The sequence below is a fragment of the Rhodothermales bacterium genome (assembly GCA_039944855.1).
Taxonomy (GTDB): domain Bacteria; phylum Bacteroidota; class Rhodothermia; order Rhodothermales; family JANQRZ01; genus JBBSMX01.
Genome location: JBDUXZ010000022.1, coordinates 20,631 through 37,570, shown reverse-complemented (window position 1 = coordinate 37,570; position 16,940 = coordinate 20,631). Strand labels below are relative to the sequence as shown.

Sequence of the window (16,940 nt, the reverse complement as noted above, 5' to 3'; positions counted from 1 at the left end):
GTATCCTCGGTTCCCACCGCCTTCCAGCACGTTACCTCAGTACCAGACCCCCACCGCCATGATCGCCATCACCGGAGCCACCGGCCGCCTAGGCCGCCTCGTCATCGACCACCTCATCCGCCGGGGCGCCGAGCCCTCCGGGATCATCGCCGCCGTGCGGAGCCCCGAGAAGGCCGCCGACCTCGCCGCGCGGGGCGTCGTCGTCCGCGAGGCCGACTACACCCGGCCCGAGACGCTCGGCCCCGCCTTCGACGGCGTGGACCGCCTCCTCCTCATCTCCGCCTCCGACGTCGGCAAGCGCACAGCGCAGCACCGGAACGTCATCGAGGCCGCGAAGGGCGCCGGGGTAGGCCTCCTCGTCTACACCAGCGTCGCCCACGCCGACACGAGCCCGTTGATGCTCGCCGCCGAGCACCGCGAGACGGAGGCGGCGATCCGCGCGTCCGGGCTCCCGTTCGCCCTCCTCCGCAACGGGTGGTACACGGAGAACTACACGGGCACGCTCGCGCAGACGCTCCAGCAGGGGGCCATCCTCGGCAGCGCCGGCGAGGGCCGCGTGAGCGCCGCCACCCGGGACGACTACGCGGAGGCCGCCGCCGTCGTACTCACGTCCGACGGCCACGAGGGCGCCGTCTACGAGCTCGGCGGCGACGACGCCTTCACGATGTCCGAAATGGCCGAGGAGATCACGCGCCAGAGCGGCACCGAGGTGGTCTACCGCGACGTGCCCCCCGAGGAGTACGAGCGGGCGCTCGTCGGCTTCGGACTGCCCGACGACGTAGCCGCCCTCCTGCGGGACTTCGACGAGGCCATCGCGCAGGGCGCCCTCCGCGTCGAGAGCGGCGACCTCCGCCGGATCATCGGCCGCCCGACCACCCCGCTCGCCGACGCCGTCGCCGACGACCTCCCGGGCTGAGGCCGACCTCCAGAACCGCCCCCCGAATGCCATGGCCTACCCCGTTTCTGACGCCCGCCCCGACACCGGCATCGCCCCACCCGGTTACCGGCTTCCGGCGGCGACGCGGCCCGGCCGCGTCCGCCTCCAAGTCACCGACCTCGACCGCTCGCTCGCCTTCTACGAGGGCGTGCTCGGCCTTCGTGTGCTCGACCGCTCCGGGGCCACCGCCACCCTCGGCGCCGATCGCCCCCTCATCGAGCTCGTCGAGCGCCCCGGGGCGCGGCCCGTGTCCCGGCGCGGGCGCCTCGGCCTGTTCCACGTCGCCCTCCTCCTCCCCGGTCGGGCCTCCCTCGCCCGCTTCCTGCGGCACCTCGCTAAGGGGGGCGTCCGGCCCGGGATGTCGGACCACCTCGTGAGTGAGGCCGTCTACCTCTCCGACCCCGACGGTCTCGGGATCGAGGTTTACGCCGACCGCCCCCGCAGCGCGTGGGAGCGCTGGGGCCAAGAGATCGCCATGGCGACGGAGCCGCTCGACGTGCAGGATCTCCTTCGGGCCGGCGGCGAAGCGCCGTGGGACGGCGCACCGACCGGCACGGTCGTCGGACACGTCCACCTCCACGTGGGCGACCTCAACCGCGCCGCCGCGTTCTACCACGAGGCGCTCGGCCTCGACCAGGTCGTCTGGGGCTACCCCGGCGCCCTCTTCCTCTCCGCCGGCGGCTACCACCACCATCTGGGCACGAACACGTGGGCCGCAGGCGCGCCGCAGGCCGGGAACGACGACGTGCGGCTGCTCGACTGGACGCTCGTCCTCCCGACCGACGACGACGTCGCGGCGGCCGCCGAGAGCCTCACCGCCGCAGGGCATCCCATCGATCCCGTGGGCCGCGTCGCCGACCCGTGGGGCACCGTGCTCCGCCTCGCCACCACCGACTGACTTCCGACGCCCCTGTTACCATGACCGTAGAGATCTACTCCGACGTCGCCTGCCCCTGGTGCTACGTCGGCGAGCGTCGGTTCGCCCGCGCCCTCGCCGCCTTCCCCCACACTGAAGATGTCGAGGTCGTCTTCCGCTCCTACCAGCTCGACCCGACGCTGCCGGAGACGCCGCGCCCGCTGACGGAGTCGCTGCGGAAGAAGTTCGGCCCCCGCCTCGACGCCACGCTCCGCCAAACGGCGGCGACGGCCCGGGAGGACGGCCTCGATCTCCGCTTCGACGACGCCCTCGCCGTCAACACCCTCACGGCGCACCGGCTGCTCCGCTTCGCGCTGGAGCGGGGCGGGCCGGACGTGCAACGCGCCCTCGCCGACAAGCTCTTCGAGGCGCACTTCACGCGCGGCCTCAACGTCGCCGACCACACCGTGCTGGCCGACCTCGCCGAGGCCGTCGGGCTCGACCGCGACGACGCCCTCGTCTACCTCGGGGTGGGCGACGGCGAAGACGAGGTGCGCGCCGAGATCGCCGAAGCGCAGCGCCTCGGCATCCGCGCCGTCCCTACGTTCGTCTTCGACGGCCGGTTCGCCGTCCAGGGCGCGCAGCCCGCCTCGGCGTTCCTCCAGGTGCTGGAGGAGGCGTGGGCCGAGCGGCGTGAGGGTCCCGTACCGTCCGCTGAAGCGACGGGCGCTGACGGCTGCGCAGACGGCGCGTGTGCCACCTGAGCGACAACGTACGGCGGGCCTACACCGGCCCCGTCGTCCCCCTTCGCAACCCGCTACCCCCATGCTCACCGCCCTCGACTTCGCCGGCACGTTCGTGTTCGCCGCGGCGGGCGCGCTCCGTGGCGTCCAGCACCGGCTCGACCTCCTCGGCGTCCTGGTCCTCGCCGTGGCGACGGGCGTCGGGGGCGGGCTCGTCCGCGACGTGGTGCTCGGGGCCACGCCTCCGGCCGCCCTCGTCGACGAGCGGTACCTCGTGGTTTGCCTCGCCGGCGGCGCGCTCGCCGCGGGGGCTGCGACGGCCCTCACCCGGCTCCGCCCGGCCGTCCAGTTCGCCGACGCCGTCGGCCTCGGCGTGTTCGCGGCCATGGGCGCTTCGAAGGGGGCGGCGTACGGGCTCGGCCCGATCGGCGTCGTCCTCATGGCCGGGCTCACGGCCACGGGCGGGGGCGTGATCCGCGATGTCCTCGTGCGCGAGGTGCCGTCGGTCCTCCGCCACGACCTCTACGCGACGGCGGCCCTCGTCGGGGGCGGGGTGTACGCGGGTGCCGAGGCGCTCGGCGTCGGCGCGGGGATCGGGCTCGCGGCGGCGGCCGCCGTAACGACGGGGCTCCGCCTGCTCGCGATGTGGCGGGGCCTCCGGCTCCCCCGCCCGGTGCCGCCGGAAGGGGACGTCCCGTAGGCCACGTCCGCCGCACCCGCTTGACGCCGGGGCGAGGTTAGGCGGTGGTCCCTCCGAGGCGGATGCTACTCCTGGAGTCGGGTGGCGAAGCGGACGACGCGCTGCGCTTGGTGCCGGATCGACGCCTTGACATCGTCGCTCAACGGTTCGCCCGTGGCCGTCACGCTGACGCCGTAGGGGTTGCCGCCGGAGGCGAAGACGGCCTGGTCGGTGTAACCGGGCGGGACGAGGACGCACCCCCAGTGCATCGCCGTGATGTAGAGCGTCTGCAGCGTGGTCTCCTGCCCGCCGTGGGGGTTCTGCGCGCTCGTCATCGCCGTGAACGCCTTGTTCGCCAGCTTCCCCTCCTGCCAGACCGGCCCGAGCGTGTCGATGAACGAGCGCATCTGGCTGGCGGCTCCGCCGTAGCGCGTCGGGGCGCTGAGGAGGTAGGCGTCGGCCCATACCATGTCGTCGGGCGTGGCGGTGGGGACGTCGGAGGTCGCCTCCTGCTGCGCCTTCCACGCGTCCTGCGCGTCGACGACCTCCTGGGGCGCCGTCTCGCGGACCTTGAGGAGGCGGACCTCGGCGCCGGCCTCGCGGGCGGCCTCGGCGGCCACCTCGGCCATCCGGTGGTTGGTGCCGTAGGTGCTGTAGTAGACGACGGCGAGCTTGACCTGAGCCATGAGGCGTTCCTCTGAGGATGTGTTAGCTGAGACGGGCTTCGGAGAAGGGACCCCTACTCACGTAGAAGCGGTGGGGCTGTTCCTGGCACACGTGGCCGTCCTTGCGAACGTGGCCGGACCCGTTCTGAAGGGGCCTCGGAAGCGGCCCGATGCCGTTGGCGAATTGGCGGACGTAGTCACTAGCGCCAGGATACCCACGGCAAGGAGCCTTTCCGGAGGTTCCCTCAAGATCTTGGGTGGGGGCAGACCGTGTCGCTCAGCACGACGCTGGCCATCCAGCCCCGTCACTCGGTAGGCACGGCGCCCGTCGTCGCCTTCCGCAACTGCTCCACGTCCTGGATCGGCGGGTCCCCGAAGAGCCGCTTGTAGTCCCGGCTGAAGTGGGAGGGGTCGTTGTATCCCACGCGGTACCCCGCCGTCGCCGCGTCGAGGTCGCCTTCGAGGAGGAGCCGCCGCGCCTCCTGGAGCCGGACCTCCTTCTGGAACTGGAGCGGTGTCATGCCGGTGAGGTCCTTGAACCGCTGGTAGAACGTCGAGGCGCTCATCCCGAGCTCCGACGCGAGCTCCTCCATCCGGACCGTCCGGTCGAACTCGGCGTGGAGCCGGCGGATGGCCTCGGTCATCCGGTGGCTCTGACCGCCGAGCACGGCGATGTGGCGGAGCCGGTCGCCCTGGTCCCCCACGAGGAGGCGGTAGACGATCTCGCGGACGACGAGCGGGGCGAGGACGGCCGCCTCACGCGGGGACCCGGCGGCGCGGACGAGGCGGAGCACGGCGTCGAGGAGATCGGCGTCGAGCGGGCTGACGTCGAGCGCCCGCCGCTCCGCGCCGCCGGACGGGCGCACGCCGCCGGCCTCCACCATCACCTGGCTCACGACGGCAGGGTCGAGGTCGAGCCGGAGGCCGAGGTACGGCTCCTCCTCCGACGCCTCGACGACGCGGCCCACGATGGGGAGCTCGGCCGAGACGAGGAGGTAGTGAAACGGGTCGTAGTAGTACCGCCCCTCGCCGAGCTGGAGCGCCTTGCCTCCCTGGGCGATCACGCAGAAGCACGGCCGGAAGACCCCGTAGAACGGGGCCGACGGCCGGGACGCCCGGACGACGAAGAGGCCGGGGACCGGCTCGGCTCGACCGTCCTCGGGGAGCATCCGCACGATCCGCTCCGCCAGCTCGGCGCGGTCGGCGCGGGCACGGGTGGTGTCGCGGCTAGGCGCGTCCCGATCGGTAGTAGGGCGGCCCGAGGCGGGAGATCGGTCCGAGGCAGGGGGGCGGATGACGTCCATGGGAGGGAGGAGACCAACGTCTGGGAATGGGATGGGTGTCGGGGAGCGGAGGATACGTGATGGGTGTCGCTAGATACGCCCCTTCGGAGGATCGTTCAATGATATCGGAGGATCGTGCTACAGTATAGCTGAACGTGTTCCCTAGACTGGGGTTCGAACGGTGAGGGATCCCCTCGTCCTCGACGGGCCCGGAGTTTCATCCGATGAGCGAAGGCGCCTCGTACTCCGTCGCCCCCTCGTCTCAACCGCAGCCACCCCGCACGCCTACCCCATGAGCGACCACATCGAAGGGAAAGTCATCGTCATCACCGGCGCGAGCAGCGGGCTCGGCGAGGCCGCCGCCCGCCACCTCGCGGCCCGGGGCGCCCGCCTCGTGCTCGGCGCCCGTCGCACCGACCGGATCGAAGCCCTCGCGAACGAGCTGACCGAGTCCGGCGCCGAGGCCCTCGCCGTCACCACCGACGTCACCGACCGCGACCAGGTGCAGGCCCTCGTCGACGCCGCCGTCGACCGGTTCGGACGCATCGACGTCCTGATCAACAACGCCGGCATTATGCCGCTCTCCCCGCTCGAAATGCTCCGCGTCGACGAGTGGGACCGCGCCATCGACGTCAACGTCAAGGGCGTGCTCTACGGCATCGCCGCCGCGCTCCCCCACATGAAGGAGCAGAAGAGCGGCCACGTCATCAACGTCTCCTCCGTCGCCGGCCATACGATCGGCCCCGGCGGCGCGGTCTACTCTGCCACGAAGTACGCCGTCCGCGTGATCTCGGAAGCGTTCCGGCAGGAGGTGAAGGACTACGGGCTCCGCTCGACGATCATCTCGCCCGGCGCCGTCGACACCGAGCTCCCGTCGTCGGTGAAGGCGGAGGGCGTGGCCGAGGGGATCGCCGCCTACTACGAGGCGCACGCGATCCCGGCCGAGAGCTTCGCCCGCTGCGTGGCCTTCGCCATCAGTCAGCCGGAGGAGGTCGACGTCAACGAGATCCTCTTCCGCCCCACCCGCCAGCGGCTCTAACTCCCCGGCGTACCGGCCGCCAACGCCGTCCGCCCACATCCCTCCTCCAACCCCCGTTTCCATGCCTACCCCCAACCCCACCCCCACCCTCAACAACGGCGTCGAGATGCCGGCCCTCGGCCTCGGCGTCTTCCAGAGCAGCCCGGAGGACACCGACGGCGCCGTCCAAGCCGCCCTCGCGAGCGGCTACCGCCTCATCGACACCGCCGCCGCCTACGGCAACGAGCGGGAGGTCGGCGAGGGCATCCGCCGCTCCGGCGTCGCCCGCGACGAGGTGTTCATCGAGACGAAGGTCTGGATCTCCGACTACGGCTACGACGAGACGCTCCACGCCTTCGACAAGAGCGCCGGCAAGCTGGGCGTCGACCGGCTCGACTTGCTGATCCTCCACCAGCCGCTGCCCTCGGCTTTCGACCGGACCCTCGACGCCTACCGGGCGCTCGAGTCGCTCCTTGCAGGCGGCCAGGTCCGGGCCATCGGCGTGAGCAACTTCATGCCCGAGCACCTCGACCGCCTGCTGGCCGAGGCGTCGGTCGTCCCCGCCGTGAACCAGATCGAGGTCCACCCCTACTTCCAGCAGACCGAGCTCCAAGCGCTGCACGCCGAGCACGGCATCCTCACGCAGGCGTGGTCGCCCATCGGCGGGATCACCTCCTACGGCGACGCCGAGCGGAGCACGTTCGAGGACCCGACGCTGAACGAGATCGGCGAGCGGTACGGGAAGTCGGCCGCGCAGGTGATGATCCGGTGGCACCTCCAGCAGGGCCGCTCCGCGATCCCGAAGTCGACCAAGCCCACCCGCATCGCCGAGAACTTCGACGTCTTCGACTTCGACCTCTCCAGCGAGGAGCTCGCCGCGATCGACGCGCTCGGCACCGGGGAACGCGGCGGCCCAGAGCCCGACAGCGTCACCCTCGAGGCCTACGGCAGACCGATCCCCGAGGCGTGAGTCCGGCTCGAGCGGCTTGCCTCTCCCTTCCCTTTAGCCCAACAACCGTCATGGATAACGACCGTACTCCGACCGGCCTCCCCCGCCGCGCATTCCTCACCCGGCTCGGCGCCGCCGCCCCGATCCTGGCACTCGGCGCCGGCGCGCCCGCGCTGGCCCAGACGGCGACCGCCCATGCGGAGGCCACCCCACCGCCCCGCGCGGGCTCCGACCCAGATCGGCGGCGACTCGGCCCGTTCGAGGTCTTCCCCATCGGTCTCGGCGTTCAGTGGCATCCGGGCAGCAGCCCTGAAAGGGTGAACGACTTGTACGCCAGCAGCACCGACCGAAGCGCCGGCATCGCGCTCATCCGGCGCGCTGTGGACCTCGGCGTCACGCTGATCGACACCGCCGAGGCCTACGGCCCGTTCATGTCGGAGGAACTCGTCGGCGAAGCGCTGCAAGGGATCCGCGACCAGGTCGTCCTCTGCACCAAGTTCGGCTTCGACATCGACCCCGAGACGGGCGAGCGGCGCGGCGGAACGAACAGTCGGCCCGAACACATCCGGCAGGTGGTCGAGGGGATGCTCCGCCGGCTCCAGACCGACCGGATCGATCTCCTCTACCAGCACCGCGTCGACCCCGAGGTACCCATCGAAGACGTGGCCGGGACGGTGAAAGACCTGGTAGCGCAAGGGAAGGTCCGTCATTACGGCTTGTCAGAGCCCGGTCTGCAGACGGTTCGCCGCGCTCATGCCGAGCATCCGGTGGCCGTGATCCAGAACGAGTACTCGATGCTGTGGCGCGGTCCTGAAGCGCAGGTCCTCCCGCTTTGCGAGGAGCTCGGCATCGGCTTCGTCCCGTGGAGCCCGTTGGGGATGGGCTTCCTCACTGACGCCATCAGCGCGAGGACGTGCTTCAGCGAGGACGACTTCCGCTCTAACGTGCCGCGCTTCGCCCCCGAAGCGCTACCCGCCAACATGGAGCTCGTCAGGCTGGTCCAGACCTGGGCGCGCCGCAAGGGCGTGACACCGGCGCAGCTGGCACTGGCGTGGTTGACGGCTCAGAAGCCGTGGATCGTACCCATTCCCGGTACGACCAACATGGCCCATCTGGAGGGCAACGTCGCCGCCGCGGCGGTCTCCTTCAGCGCCGCCGAGTTGCAGCAGCTCAACGCCGACCTCTCGGCGATCACCATCCGAGGTGAGCGCCTCCCGCCTGCCGTGCTGGCAGCAACGGGCGTCGAGGCGCCGCCGAAGGACTAAGTGCCGTCGGCGAGGCTGTCCCCGTCCGCTCCGGGTTAGATCAACAACCTGATCCCCGGCGCCGGTACGCTGCCCGTCGATCATTCCGAACGAATTTCCGCTCATCGCAGCCGGACCTATGAACCTCCCCATGAGAGCATCATCGGTCGGACTCTGCGTGCTGATGGCGACCGCGCTGTGGTCGTGCACCCCGCAGCGCGAGCTAGCGACGCCCGCGGCTGACGACGCGTACGACGAGCAGGAGCTCCTCGACCTCTCCCGGCAGAAGTGGCTGTGGATGGCCGACCGCGACGTGGACGCCCTGGCCGACCTGTTCCACGACGAAGCCGTGTTCGTCCACATGGGCGGGGCGTGGGGGACGGAGCGGGAGCTCGAGGTCATCCGGAGCGGCGGGATCCACTACAAGCACGCCGAGATCCAGGAGGCGTCGGTCCGGTTCGCGGGCGAGACGGCCATCGTCCTCAACACGATCCGCCTCGACGCCGTCGTCGGCGACAACGAGGTCACCAACCCGTTCGAGGTGACGGAGGTGTACGTGCGGGAGAACGGCGGCTGGAAGCTCGCTTCGCTCTCGTTCACCCGACTCTTGCAGTAGCCGTCCGTTTCAAGAGGGCAGACGCTGCTCCTCGACGGGCACCCCCACAGCACAAGACGACCATGACGAACAAGAAGATGAAGATCGCCCGCCTCCTCGTGCTAATCGCATCCGCGGCCCTGTCCCCGGGCTGCGCGACAACGGCAGTCGACGGCGGGGAGTCCGAGCCCATCGTCCTCCAGGAGCAGGGGAGCTTCGCCGTCGGCGGCACGGTCGTCACCGCGCCCGGCACGTTCGACCCGATCGAACAGGGCGCCTACGACCCCAGCGGCGTCGATCCTGCGGGGCAGACGCTCCACGGCGACCACGCCTACGTGTTCTACCAGGTCCCGGCCGATGCCAGAGAGCTGCCGCTCGTGTTCTGGCACGGCTACGGGCAATCCGCGAAGACGTGGCAGACCACGCCCGACGGGCGCGAGGGCTTCCAGACGATCTTCCTGCGCCGCGGCTTCCCGGTCTACCTCATCGACCAGCCGCGCCGCGGCCGGGCGGGGCGCAGCACGGAACCGGCGACCATCGAGGCCACGCCCGACGAGCAGCTCTGGTACGGCATCTTCCGCCTCGGCATCTGGCCGGACTTCTTCCCCAACGTGCAGTTCTCGCGCGACCCGGAAGCGCTCGAGCAGTTCTTCCGGCAGATGACGCCCAACACGGGCCCGTACGACGCCGAGGTCTACACGGACGCCGTGTCGGCCCTGTTCGAGAGGGTCGGGCCGGGCGTCCTCGTCACGCACTCGCAGAGCGGCGGGCTGGGGTGGCGCGTGGCGATGGAGGACGAGGACGTCCGCGCCATCGCGTCCTTCGAGCCGGCCAGCGGCTTCGTCTTTCCGGAGGGCGAGGCGCCCGATCCCATCCCGCACGTAGGCGGCGCGGCTACGCCCACGACCGTGCCGCTCGCGGAGTTCGAGCGGCTCACGGAGATCCCGATCGTCGTCTACTACGGCGGCAACATCCCGGAGGAGCCGGTCGCGTATCCGGGGCAGGACCAGTGGCGCGCGTACCTCGCCCTGGCGCGGCTCTGGCAGGACGCGGTGAACCGCCACGGCGGCGACGTCACCCTCGTCGAGCTCCCGTCGATCGGGATCCGGGGCAACACGCACTTCCCGATGTCGGACCTCAACAACCGCGACGTCGCGGACCACCTGGCCGGGTGGCTCCAGAGCAAGGGGCTGGACTGACGACCCCCGCTACGACTCGGAGCCACGACGACCCACGAACCGACATGCACACGCGCACCCTCGGCCCCGACTCCACCTTCTCCGCCTTCCACGGCGACGGGGAACGCATGAGCACCGGAAGACTCCCGATTCGCCCGTGTCGAACGGGTCCTTCGCTGTTCCTCTGGTTAGCCGCGTTCCTCGCGCTCGCCGGCTGCTCCGACCGGGAGGAGGTGTCGCGAGCCTCCACCGTCGCAGCGCCCGTCGCGGATTCGATCACCGCTGCGGACGAGGAGCGGATCGTCATCGTCTACCTCACACGCACGCGGAACACCGAGGCCGTTGCCCGGCTCATCCAGAGTCGCGTCGGCGGCGAGCTCGTGTCGCTGGAGCTGGAGACGCCGTACCCGGAGGACTACGAGGAGATCGTTCGGCAGGTTGAGGAGGAGAACGAATCGGGGTTCTTGCCTCCGCTGACGACCCGGATAGACCTCGACTCGTTCGACGTGGTCTTCCTGGGCTTCCCGACGTGGGGCATGCAGCTCCCGCCCCCCATGAAGAGCTTCCTCCACGCGCACGACCTGAGCGGGAAGACCGTCGTCCCGTTCAACACGAACGCCGGATACGGCGTGGGCAGCGGCTTCCGGACGGTGCGCGAGTTGGCCCCCGACAGCCGGGTCCTCGACGGCCTCTCGATCACCGGCGGCATCGAGCGGGACGGCGTCCTGTTCGTGATGGAGGGGGAGCGGAGGCGGGAGGCCGACGAGCAGGTCCAGCGCTGGCTCCGGGATATCGGCTTCCTGCGGTGACGCGTTCTCGCCAATCCCCCACGCACCCCACCTCCCTCTGAAAGCGCGCCACTCTCGCCCTTCTAACTCTCACGATCACCGGTCTCATGGATACCCGCACATTAGGACAAGACCTCACCGTCTCCGCCCTCGGCTACGGCGCGATGGGCCTCAGCTTCGGCTACGGCACCACGACCGACCGTGCCGAGGCCGTCGCCGTCATCCGCCACGCCGTCGACCTCGGCGTCACCCTCTTCGACACGGCCGAGGTCTACGGCCCCTTCCTCAATGAGGAGGTCGTCGGCGAGGCCCTCGCGCCCCACCGCGACGACGTCGTCCTCGCCACGAAGTTCGGGTTCGACATCGACCCCGAGACGGGCGAGAATCGCGGCGGCCTCGACAGCCGGCCCGAGCACATCCGAACGGCCGTCGAGGGGATGCTCGGCCGCCTGCGGACCGATCGGATCGACCTGCTGTACCAGCACCGCGTCGACCCCGAGGTGCCCATCGAGGACGTGGCGGGGACGGTCCGGGACCTCATCGATGAGGGTAAGGTGCTCCACTTCGGTCTCTCCGAGGCCGGTGTCGACACGATCCGCCGGGCTCACGCCGTCCAGCCCGTGACCGCGCTCCAGAGCGAGTACTCCCTGTGGTGGCGCGAGCCGGAGGACGAGATCCTCCCGACGCTCGAAGAACTGGGCATCGGGTTCGTCCCGTTCAGCCCGCTCGGCAAGGGGTTCCTCACCGGGAAGATCGACGAGGACACCGAGTTCGAGGAGGGCGACTTCCGAGGCACGGTCCCCCGCCTATCGAAGGAGAACCGCGAGGCGAACCGCGCCTTCGTCGACCTCCTGGAGCGGATGGCCAACGAGAAGGGCGCGACGGCGGCCCAGATCGCCCTCGCGTGGCTGCTGGCGCAGAAGACGTGGATCGTCCCGATCCCTGGCACGACGAAGACGCACCGGCTCGACGAGAACGTCGCCGCGGCCGACGTCGAGCTGTCGGCCGAGGACCTCCGCCGGATCGAGGAGGGCGCGGCGCGGATCGAGGCCCACGGGGCGCGCTATTCCGAGAGCTCGCAGAAGATGATCGATCGCTGACAGACCCCGCGTCGCCCGCGGCATCCCGATGCACCGCTGGCATCGCCTACAGAGCGCCTCTAGAACCGACACGCCCACGCCAACCCCCGCGACACCATGACACGAATAGCCGCCACAGCCCTGTTCCTCGCCCTCGTCGCCCCAGGGCTCGCCCATGCCCAGGACGGCCTGACCGTCGTCCGGGGGGCGTCGCCGTCCCAACCGGCGCCGGCCGAGAACTTCACCGGCGCCGTCCAAGTGAGCGGGAGGTTCGAGTCGGAGGCGCCTGCCAGGACCTACGGCGCGACGGTCGCCTTCGAGCCCGGCGCCCGGACCCACTGGCACGCGCACCCCCTCGGCCAGACCCTCGTCGTCACCGCCGGCACCGGGCGCGTGCAGCACTGGGGCGGCCCGGTTCAGGAAATCCACCCCGGCGATGTCGTCGTGATCCCGCCCGGCGTGAAGCACTGGCATGGGGCCTCATCGGACGCCCCCATGACCCACGTCGCCACGGTGGAGCGCCCCGATGAGGGGCCGTCCACCGAGTGGATGGAGCCGGTCACGGACGAGCAGTACGCCGCGGGGTCGCCCCCGCCGCCTGAGTCCGGCGAGGACGGGCCGTCGCGTGCGCAGCAGCTCATGGGCGACATCGCCCCTCAGTTGGCTGGCCTTACGGACGACGTCCTCTACGGGCAGGTGTGGGCGAGCCCCGAACTCTCCCAGCGCGACCGGAGCCTGGTAACCGTCAGCGCGCTCGTCGCGATGAACCGCCCGCCTCAGCTCCGGTCCCACCTCGGCCTGGCGCTGCAGAACGGGGTGACGGAGAACGAGCTGATAGGGGCGATCACGCACCTCGCTTTCTACTCCGGCTGGCCCAACGCCGTCACCGCTATCGGCGTGGCCAGGGAGGTCTTCCAGGAGAACTGAGGCCGGAGTCAAGGCCCCGTAGCCTCCATCACCAACGCAGGCGTCCCATGGAAGACGTGATCGCCGTATCCGTGCTCACATCCGTGCTCCTCGTCGGATGCGATCCGCAACCCGAACCGGCCAGCTGGTGATCCCGATGAACCCGAAACACGGGCTCGCATACGCGCCGCTCGAGTAGTCGGCGGCTGCAGGCTGCGGCCTCATCATCGCACTTAAAGGATCGCCTCACCCTCGGCGCCTCGGCGCACATTGAACCCGACCTCCCGTGTCCGAAGCTCGCCTGACCCACTGGGCCGTCCTCAAGTTCGGCGGCACCAGCGTCGCCACAGCAGACGGCTGGCGCACCATCGCCGCTGCCGCCCGCGCCACGGCCGCCGACGGCCGACGGCCGCTCCTCGTCTGCTCCGCCCTCGCCGGCGTCTCCGATACGCTCGACCGCCTGCTGAACGAGGCCGCGCGCGGCGCCTTCACCGACGACCCGGAGGCCGTCGCCCACGCGGTCGACGACCTCCGCGAGCGGCACCACGCGCTCGCCCGCGACCTCGGCATGACCGCGGAGTCCCGGCTCGCGCCGCACTTCGAGGTGCTCGGCCGCGACCTCTACGGCGCCGCGCTGCTCGGCGCGGAGCGGCTGGAGATCTGGAGCGACGTGCCCGGCCTCTTCACGGCCGACCCCCGGATGGTGCCGTCGGCGCGGTTGCTCCGGCACGTCGGCTACGCCGAGGCGCAGGAGTTGGCCTCGACCGGCGCGAAGGTGCTCCACCCGCGGACCATCGAATCCGCCCGCCGCGCCGGCATCCCCATCCACCTCCGCTCCACGCTCCGCCCCGAGGCCGAGGGCACCGTCATCTCTGATGCCGCGCCCGACGCCGGGGCCGGCGTCCTCGCCCTCTCCATAAAGCGGGACGTCACGCTCGTCGCGATGGAGTCCTCCGGGATGTGGCAGCAGGTCGGCTTCCTCGCCGACGTGTTCGCTGCATTCAAGCGGCACGGGCTCTCGGTCGACCTCGTCTCAACCTCCGAGACCAACGTCAGCGTCACGCTCGACCCCGTCGCTAACGCGCTCGACGCGCGCGTGGTGGAGTCGCTGCTGGCCGACCTCCGTGCCTACTGCGACGCCCGCGCCGCCGGGCCCTACGCTGCCGTCAGCCTCGTCGGCCCCGGCCTTCGCGCCGTGCTGCCTGAACTGGCCCCGACGCTGGAGGTGCTCGAAGGCCACCCCGTCCACCTCGTCAGCCAAGCCGCGAGCGACCTCAACCTCACCTTCGTCGTGGACCCCGAGCAGGCCGACCGGATCGCGCGCGAGGTGCACGCCCGCCAGTTCGGCGCTGTCGCCGACGGACCCGTGTTCGGGCCGACGCTCGACGTGGTGATGGGCCGACGGCACGGGCCGTCGGCGCGGCCTGTCTGGTGGCGCGACCGCCGTGCTGACCTGCTGGCGCTGGCCGAGGAGGCGACGCCGCGCTACGTCTACGACGCCACCACCCTCCGCCGGGCGGCGCGGACCCTGCTCGGGGTGGAGCCGGTCGACCGCGTGCTCTACGCGCTCAAGGCGAACCCGCACCCCGACGTCCTCCGCGTCCTCCACGACGAGGGCGTCGGGTTCGAGTGCGTTTCGCTGGCCGAGGTCGAGCGCGTGTTCGACCTCTTCCCAGACCTCGACTCCGATCGGGTGCTGTTCACGCCCAACTTCGCGCCGCGAGCGGAGTACGAGCGGGCGTTTGCGCGCGGCGTGCATGTCACCGTGGACAACCTCTTCGTGCTGGAGGCGTGGCCCGACGTGTTCGCCGGGCGAGAGGCGTTCGTCCGCGTCGATCCGGGGCAGGGGCGCGGGCACCACGCCCACGTCCGCACGGCCGGCGCCCGCTCGAAGTTCGGCGTCGCGCCCGACGCGCTGGAGGAGGTTGCGGCGCGGGCGGACGAGGTCGGCCTCCGCGTGGTGGGGCTCCACGCCCACCTCGGAAGCGGGATCACCGACCCCTCGGCGTGGGCCGAGACGGCGGCGGCGCTCGCCGCACTCGCTGCGCGGTTCCCCGACGTCCGCGTGCTCGATCTCGGCGGCGGCCTCGGCGTGCCGGACTCGCCGAGCGCGCCGGGCTTCGACGTCGCGGCCGCGACCGCGCCGCTCGCGCAGTTCAAGGCGGCGAACCCCGGTCTCGTGCTGTGGCTGGAGCCCGGCCGTTACCTCGTAGCCGAGGCCGGCGTGCTCCTCACTCGCGTGACGCAGCTCAAGGAGAAGGGCGACGTCCGGTTCGTCGGCCTCGACGCGGGGATGAACGCACTCCTTCGCCCCGCACTCTACGGGGCCTACCACGAGATCGTCAACCTCACGCGGCTCGACGAGCCTCCCGTGTGGACCGCCGAGGTCGTCGGTCCGATCTGCGAGAGCGGCGACGTGCTCGGCCACGCCCGCCGGCTGCCCGAGACGGCCGAGGATGACGTCATGCTCGTTGCGACGGTCGGGGCCTACGGTCGCGTTATGGCCTCAGCGTACAACCTCCGCCCCCCTCCCGTTGAGGAGTTGTTGGCAGAGTGACAGGTGCAGGCAACAACGACATGCTGCTACGATGAATGCTGCGAGACTCACGCCGTTGAGAAGGCGACTTCCCGAAAACGGCCGGATACCGTTGGCCTTCTTCAATTGGCGGGGCGCTTCACCAGCGCCTGGATACCCGTGACATGGAGCCTTGCCGGAGGCCCCTACGATGCTCCTGCGTCAAGCAGAGGCGGCGTCAACGGCCGGGGGTGGCACCGTCCATGAGTAATGTGGTGAGGAAGGCCGCCGCTTCGCCGGCCGCCGTAGCGGGGTCCTCCGGCCAGCCGACGACCTCCTGCGCTGCGATGTGGTTAGCGACACTGGCTAGGATGATGTGAGCGAACGATCGAGCCGGCAACGGCCGGATCGCCCCGGCCGCGATGGCGCGCCCGACGACCTCGCTCAGCGCCGCCACACTCCGCTCGACCTGGGCATGGAAGTAGTCCCGGCTCTCCTCCACCACCGAAAGCTGGAGCCGCCACGCCTCCCGCATCATGAGGTGGAAGAGGGCCCGGTTCCGGTAGAAGTACCGCGCGCTGCGTGCGAGGTAGGCGTGGAGCGCCTCACGGAGGGCCGCGGTGTCTGTCACCTGCGCATCGAGCAGCGGCTCCATGAGCTCTTCGAGTTCGTCGAAGAGCTCGTCGAGCACCGACCGCAACAGCTCGTCCTTTCCGCCGGGGAAGTAATTGTAGAGCGTGCCCTTCCCGAACTCGGCCCGCTCGGCCACCTCGTCGAGCGTAGCGTGGACGTAGCCCCGCTCGGCGAAGACATCACGGGCAGCGGCAAGCATCGCCTGCCGGCGGAGCAGGCGCTCGCGCTCGCGCCGGGACAGCGCGGCGGGGTCGGGTCGGAGTCGCGGCATGATCGTGTGAAGCTACGTGGGAGATGACAGGAGCGGTGACTGAGGAGTCCGATCGATGGAACCGTGATTCATTAACTTTGTTCAGTCCGCACTGAATGAATTAAACATGACCACCATGGACGCCTCCTCCCAGACCTTCATCGAGCAGATGGGGCTCACCTCCGAGCGCCACGGGATGCCCCGCATCGCCGGTCGCCTCCTCGGCTTCCTCCTCCTCGACGGCGGCGCCCACTCGCTCGACGACCTCGCCGAGCGGCTCCAGGTGAGCAAGGCCTCGGTCAGCACGAACGCTCGCGTCCTCGAGAACCTCCAGCTCATCGAGCGCCAAACCGTCCCCGGCGACCGCCGCGACTTCTACCGGATCGGCGACAACCCCGGCGAGCACATGTTCGAGCTCGCCCGGCAGCGCCTGGAGGAAACGCGCCGTCTCTTCGACACGACACGCCACACGCTCCCGGAGGAGATGGAGGAGGCGCGAGCCCGCGTCACCGCCTGGTCCTCCTTCTACGCCTTCCTCCTCGACGACCTCGACCGCAAGGTGGAACGCTGGCGCGACCAGCAGCGCGACCAGCCCTCTGCCTGACCCCGAACTCCGTGACCC

Annotated in this window: 17 protein-coding genes; 14 read left to right on the top strand and 3 right to left on the bottom strand. The window is 70.7% G+C overall.

What is annotated here, in order from left to right; genetic code table 11:
• Positions 1-58 precede the first annotated feature (58 nt).
• From ABJF88_11685 to ABJF88_11670, 4 genes are all read left to right on the top strand, one after another.
• Entirely contained in the window at positions 59-916 is an 858-nt protein-coding gene (locus tag ABJF88_11685) for an SDR family oxidoreductase (GenBank protein MEP0547585.1), read from the top strand.
• 31 nt (positions 917-947) lie between these two features.
• A complete protein-coding gene (locus ABJF88_11680) occupies positions 948-1,835 on the top strand; it encodes a VOC family protein (protein MEP0547584.1) in 888 nt (295 codons plus the stop codon).
• Positions 1,836-1,855: 20 nt separating this feature from the next.
• Positions 1,856-2,557 (top strand): DsbA family oxidoreductase, encoded by a 702-nt coding sequence (locus tag ABJF88_11675; GenBank protein ID MEP0547583.1) that lies wholly within the window; start codon positions 1,856-1,858, stop codon positions 2,555-2,557.
• Between the two features lie 61 nt (positions 2,558-2,618).
• A complete protein-coding gene (locus tag ABJF88_11670) occupies positions 2,619-3,236 on the top strand; it encodes a trimeric intracellular cation channel family protein (GenBank protein MEP0547582.1) in 618 nt (205 codons plus the stop codon).
• Positions 3,237-3,301: 65 nt separating this feature from the next.
• Here the strand turns inward: ABJF88_11670 and wrbA are convergent, their stop codons facing one another.
• Positions 3,302-3,901 (bottom strand): NAD(P)H:quinone oxidoreductase, encoded by a 600-nt coding sequence (gene wrbA / locus ABJF88_11665; protein MEP0547581.1) that lies wholly within the window; start codon positions 3,899-3,901, stop codon positions 3,302-3,304.
• A gap of 284 nt (positions 3,902-4,185) precedes the next feature.
• Positions 4,186-5,184 carry an AraC family transcriptional regulator gene (locus ABJF88_11660; GenBank protein MEP0547580.1) on the bottom strand — a complete coding sequence of 333 codons (999 nt, stop codon included), beginning with the start codon at positions 5,182-5,184 and terminating at the stop codon, positions 4,186-4,188.
• 271 nt (positions 5,185-5,455) lie between these two features.
• Between ABJF88_11660 and ABJF88_11655 the strand changes: the two genes are divergently transcribed.
• The 9 genes from ABJF88_11655 to ABJF88_11615 all read left to right on the top strand — a co-directional run bounded on the left by ABJF88_11655 (position 5,456) and on the right by ABJF88_11615 (position 15,477).
• On the top strand, positions 5,456-6,202 hold the full coding sequence (locus ABJF88_11655; GenBank protein ID MEP0547579.1) for an SDR family oxidoreductase: 747 nt from the start codon (positions 5,456-5,458) through the stop codon (positions 6,200-6,202).
• A 61-nt stretch (positions 6,203-6,263) separates the two neighbouring features.
• Entirely contained in the window at positions 6,264-7,151 is an 888-nt protein-coding gene (locus tag ABJF88_11650; GenBank protein ID MEP0547578.1) for an aldo/keto reductase, read from the top strand.
• 50 nt (positions 7,152-7,201) lie between these two features.
• On the top strand, positions 7,202-8,395 hold the full coding sequence (locus tag ABJF88_11645) for an aldo/keto reductase (GenBank protein ID MEP0547577.1): 1,194 nt from the start codon (positions 7,202-7,204) through the stop codon (positions 8,393-8,395).
• 118 nt (positions 8,396-8,513) lie between these two features.
• A complete protein-coding gene (locus ABJF88_11640; GenBank protein ID MEP0547576.1) occupies positions 8,514-8,990 on the top strand; it encodes a nuclear transport factor 2 family protein in 477 nt (158 codons plus the stop codon).
• A gap of 62 nt (positions 8,991-9,052) precedes the next feature.
• The gene (locus ABJF88_11635) at positions 9,053-10,168 is read left to right on the top strand and encodes an alpha/beta fold hydrolase (GenBank protein ID MEP0547575.1); all 1,116 of its coding nucleotides are present in this window, start codon (positions 9,053-9,055) and stop codon (positions 10,166-10,168) included.
• Positions 10,169-10,212: 44 nt separating this feature from the next.
• Complete coding sequence (locus tag ABJF88_11630) at positions 10,213-10,956, top strand: flavodoxin (GenBank protein MEP0547574.1); 744 nt, start codon at positions 10,213-10,215, stop codon at positions 10,954-10,956.
• An 86-nt stretch (positions 10,957-11,042) separates the two neighbouring features.
• On the top strand, positions 11,043-12,035 hold the full coding sequence (locus ABJF88_11625; GenBank protein ID MEP0547573.1) for an aldo/keto reductase: 993 nt from the start codon (positions 11,043-11,045) through the stop codon (positions 12,033-12,035).
• A 96-nt stretch (positions 12,036-12,131) separates the two neighbouring features.
• The gene (locus ABJF88_11620) at positions 12,132-12,941 is read left to right on the top strand and encodes a carboxymuconolactone decarboxylase family protein (protein MEP0547572.1); all 810 of its coding nucleotides are present in this window, start codon (positions 12,132-12,134) and stop codon (positions 12,939-12,941) included.
• Between the two features lie 265 nt (positions 12,942-13,206).
• Positions 13,207-15,477, top strand: a complete 2,271-nt coding sequence (locus ABJF88_11615) for a bifunctional aspartate kinase/diaminopimelate decarboxylase (protein ID MEP0547571.1) — start codon at positions 13,207-13,209, stop codon at positions 15,475-15,477.
• A 196-nt stretch (positions 15,478-15,673) separates the two neighbouring features.
• Here ABJF88_11615 and ABJF88_11610 read toward each other — a convergent pair whose 3' ends face one another.
• Entirely contained in the window at positions 15,674-16,339 is a 666-nt protein-coding gene (locus ABJF88_11610) for a TetR/AcrR family transcriptional regulator (GenBank protein ID MEP0547570.1), read from the bottom strand.
• Between the two features lie 115 nt (positions 16,340-16,454).
• Here ABJF88_11610 and ABJF88_11605 point away from each other — a divergent pair, with 115 nt between their 5' ends.
• Entirely contained in the window at positions 16,455-16,922 is a 468-nt protein-coding gene (locus ABJF88_11605) for a MarR family transcriptional regulator (protein ID MEP0547569.1), read from the top strand.
• Positions 16,923-16,940: the final 18 nt, after the last annotated feature.

Excerpts from the sequence above, each read along its gene's own strand:
- ABJF88_11685 (MEP0547585.1), top strand. The coding sequence starts at position 59 with ATGATCGCCATCACCGGAGCCACCGGCCGCCTAGGCCGCCTCGTCATC.
- ABJF88_11650 (MEP0547578.1), top strand. The coding sequence starts at position 6,264 with ATGCCTACCCCCAACCCCACCCCCACCCTCAACAACGGCGTCGAGATG.
- ABJF88_11660 (MEP0547580.1), bottom strand. The coding sequence starts at position 5,184 with ATGGACGTCATCCGCCCCCCTGCCTCGGACCGATCTCCCGCCTCGGGC.
- ABJF88_11655 (MEP0547579.1), top strand. The coding sequence starts at position 5,456 with ATGAGCGACCACATCGAAGGGAAAGTCATCGTCATCACCGGCGCGAGC.
- ABJF88_11645 (MEP0547577.1), top strand. The coding sequence starts at position 7,202 with ATGGATAACGACCGTACTCCGACCGGCCTCCCCCGCCGCGCATTCCTC.
- ABJF88_11610 (MEP0547570.1), bottom strand. The coding sequence starts at position 16,339 with ATGCCGCGACTCCGACCCGACCCCGCCGCGCTGTCCCGGCGCGAGCGC.
- ABJF88_11630 (MEP0547574.1), top strand. The coding sequence starts at position 10,213 with ATGCACACGCGCACCCTCGGCCCCGACTCCACCTTCTCCGCCTTCCAC.
- ABJF88_11625 (MEP0547573.1), top strand. The coding sequence starts at position 11,043 with ATGGATACCCGCACATTAGGACAAGACCTCACCGTCTCCGCCCTCGGC.
- ABJF88_11680 (MEP0547584.1), top strand. The coding sequence starts at position 948 with ATGGCCTACCCCGTTTCTGACGCCCGCCCCGACACCGGCATCGCCCCA.
- ABJF88_11640 (MEP0547576.1), top strand. The coding sequence starts at position 8,514 with ATGAACCTCCCCATGAGAGCATCATCGGTCGGACTCTGCGTGCTGATG.
- ABJF88_11620 (MEP0547572.1), top strand. The coding sequence starts at position 12,132 with ATGACACGAATAGCCGCCACAGCCCTGTTCCTCGCCCTCGTCGCCCCA.
- ABJF88_11670 (MEP0547582.1), top strand. The coding sequence starts at position 2,619 with ATGCTCACCGCCCTCGACTTCGCCGGCACGTTCGTGTTCGCCGCGGCG.
- ABJF88_11675 (MEP0547583.1), top strand. The coding sequence starts at position 1,856 with ATGACCGTAGAGATCTACTCCGACGTCGCCTGCCCCTGGTGCTACGTC.
- ABJF88_11605 (MEP0547569.1), top strand. The coding sequence starts at position 16,455 with ATGGACGCCTCCTCCCAGACCTTCATCGAGCAGATGGGGCTCACCTCC.
- wrbA (MEP0547581.1), bottom strand. The coding sequence starts at position 3,901 with ATGGCTCAGGTCAAGCTCGCCGTCGTCTACTACAGCACCTACGGCACC.
- ABJF88_11635 (MEP0547575.1), top strand. The coding sequence starts at position 9,053 with ATGACGAACAAGAAGATGAAGATCGCCCGCCTCCTCGTGCTAATCGCA.